Origin of the sequence: Sulfuricurvum sp. RIFOXYD12_FULL_44_77 (genome assembly GCF_001830725.1) — a bacterium.
Lineage (GTDB): Bacteria > Campylobacterota > Campylobacteria > Campylobacterales > Sulfurimonadaceae > Sulfuricurvum > Sulfuricurvum kujiense_A.
This window is the reverse complement of sequence record NZ_MIBU01000110.1, coordinates 1-2,106: the sequence shown is the minus strand read 5'-3', so window position 1 is coordinate 2,106 and position 2,106 is coordinate 1. Positions and strand designations below refer to the sequence as shown.

The following is a 2,106-nucleotide window of genomic DNA, read 5'->3' as shown; positions in this document are numbered from 1 at the left end:
TCCCTGAGTATGAAGAACAACCGCATCAAAAGCTTCTAAAAACTCACTATCCGTCGCATTTTTGAGTGTGTCGTACAACACATAGAACTCTTCATGACGTTGGTCGATGGAGTCTACACCCACTTTTAGAGCTTCCGGCAAATGGGACATTGAGAGCCTTTTTTATAAAGGTATTCAATTATTGTTCTACACTACGCAGGACTCTACTTTTTATATTTTCCCAAAATACCCATAAAAGTGGGGATATTCGCTCCGCCGTCATGACGCCCTATTTTTTTCCCTTTTGCATCCAAAAAATGGAATGTCGGTGTTCCGATATACCCTAATCCCTCAGGGATAAAATCTTTGTGGATATCGATATGAACGGGAACAAAGCTCTTATGAATTTCATTGGCTACCGCATTTTCTTCAAATACGACATCATTCATATACTCACAAGCCGGACAATTCTCTTTGGAGAGCATTACCATCACCTTTTTCTTCTCTTTTGCCGCTTGAGCGAGTGCGGCGTCATACGACACTGCCCATTTAAGTTCCGCAAAGGCACAACTTGCCATTACAGCCAATGCTAAAATAATTTTACTCATTTGATCTCTCCTAAATGTTTTAGAAACTCTTGCGGTTCTTTAAATCCGACGATATCGGCACTATTGATACGTCTGCTATTCTCGTCAAAAAACAAAATTGCAGGAGGCCCGAATATACCGTATTTAGAACTGATCGCTTTTGCCGCATCATCGTTAGCGGTCAAATCAACTTGAACCAAAACATAGCTGTCCATTGCCGTTTTGACACGCTCATCGCTAAAGGTTTTCTCTTCAAGTTCTTTACACGCGGTGCACCAGTCGGCATAAAAATCTACCATCACTTTTTTACCTTTGTTTTCGACCAAAATAGCCTCCAACTCTTCGATTGAGGTGATGCGTTCAAATGTTTTGTGTTGATTTTGCGCCACAGATACCGCTAGTTCTTTATTCGGTAAAAACGGATCGAGCGGATGAAGGGGATCTTTTGCGCCGCTCATACCCCCAAGCAACAAAGACATACCGTAGAGTAAAATAATAATCCCCAATGCTTTTTTGTTGGCTTGAGGGCATCGGATACAATTACCGCTAATCGGTTCAAGTGCACCAATGTTAATCGCAACAAAAACAGCCAAAGCACCCCAAAGCATCATAGAAATATTTTCATCGATGATACGGCTGATCATCCAAATCGATACACCGATGAGCATAACCCCAAAGATCGATTTGACACTGTCCATCCAAACTCCGGGACGAGGCATAAATTTACCGGCACTTGTTCCCACTGCTACCAGCGGGATACCCATTCCGATACTGAGGGCAAAAAGGGCAACACCGCCAAGAAGCGCATCCCCCGTTTGACCGATATAAATTAATGCTCCTGCCAACGGTGCCGCAACACACGGTCCGACGATAAGGGCAGAGAGGAATCCCATAATGGCCACACCGACGATCCCGCTGCGTTTGCCGCTGAGTTGTGTAATGCGCGATTGGATAGCATTAGGGATTTGAAGTTCAAACAGATCAAACATCGACATCGCTAGTGCGACAAATACTAGGGAGAAAAGGGTTATAATCCAAGGGGTCTGAAATGCGGCCTGAAGGTTCGCACCGAAAAGTCCTGCCAAAATACCTGCTATTGTATACGCAACCGCCATTGAGAGGACATACACAACCGAGAGCCAGAATGCTTTTTTAGTCCCTAACCCTGCCCCTTGTGCGACAATAACCGAAGAGATAATCGGAATCATAGGGAATACACATGGGGTCAATGCCAACAATAAACCAAATCCAAAAAAACTCAAAATAATAAACCAGAGGCTCCCCCCCTGAATCACGTTTGCAATCTGATCTGTCTCAGAGGCTTTGACTTCCTCTTTAGGAACACTCACTTCCATCTTTGTCGTCTCAACCGCCGGAGCTTTTAAAATAGAACTGTTTGAAGAACTCCCTTCGGTCAGTTTAGTCGCATCAATGGTAATCTTTAGTACGGTTTCGATGGGTTCATAACATAATCCTGCAGATGAGCACCCCTGATAGGAGAGTTTTACACCGATACTTTGTTCACCGCTGACATCTGTAC

The 2,106-nt window shown here is 43.9% G+C and carries 2 protein-coding genes; both read right to left on the bottom strand.

The genetic code is table 11. The features are described from left to right. Positions 1-203: 203 nt before the first annotated feature. Complete coding sequence (locus tag A2517_RS04740) at positions 204-587, bottom strand: thioredoxin family protein (protein ID WP_294894660.1); 384 nt, start codon at positions 585-587, stop codon at positions 204-206. Continuing rightward, the coding region (gene dsbD / locus A2517_RS04735) for a protein-disulfide reductase DsbD (protein WP_294894657.1) at positions 584-2,106 on the bottom strand (1,523 nt) is incomplete at its 5' end. The genes dsbD and A2517_RS04740, both read right to left, overlap by 4 nt.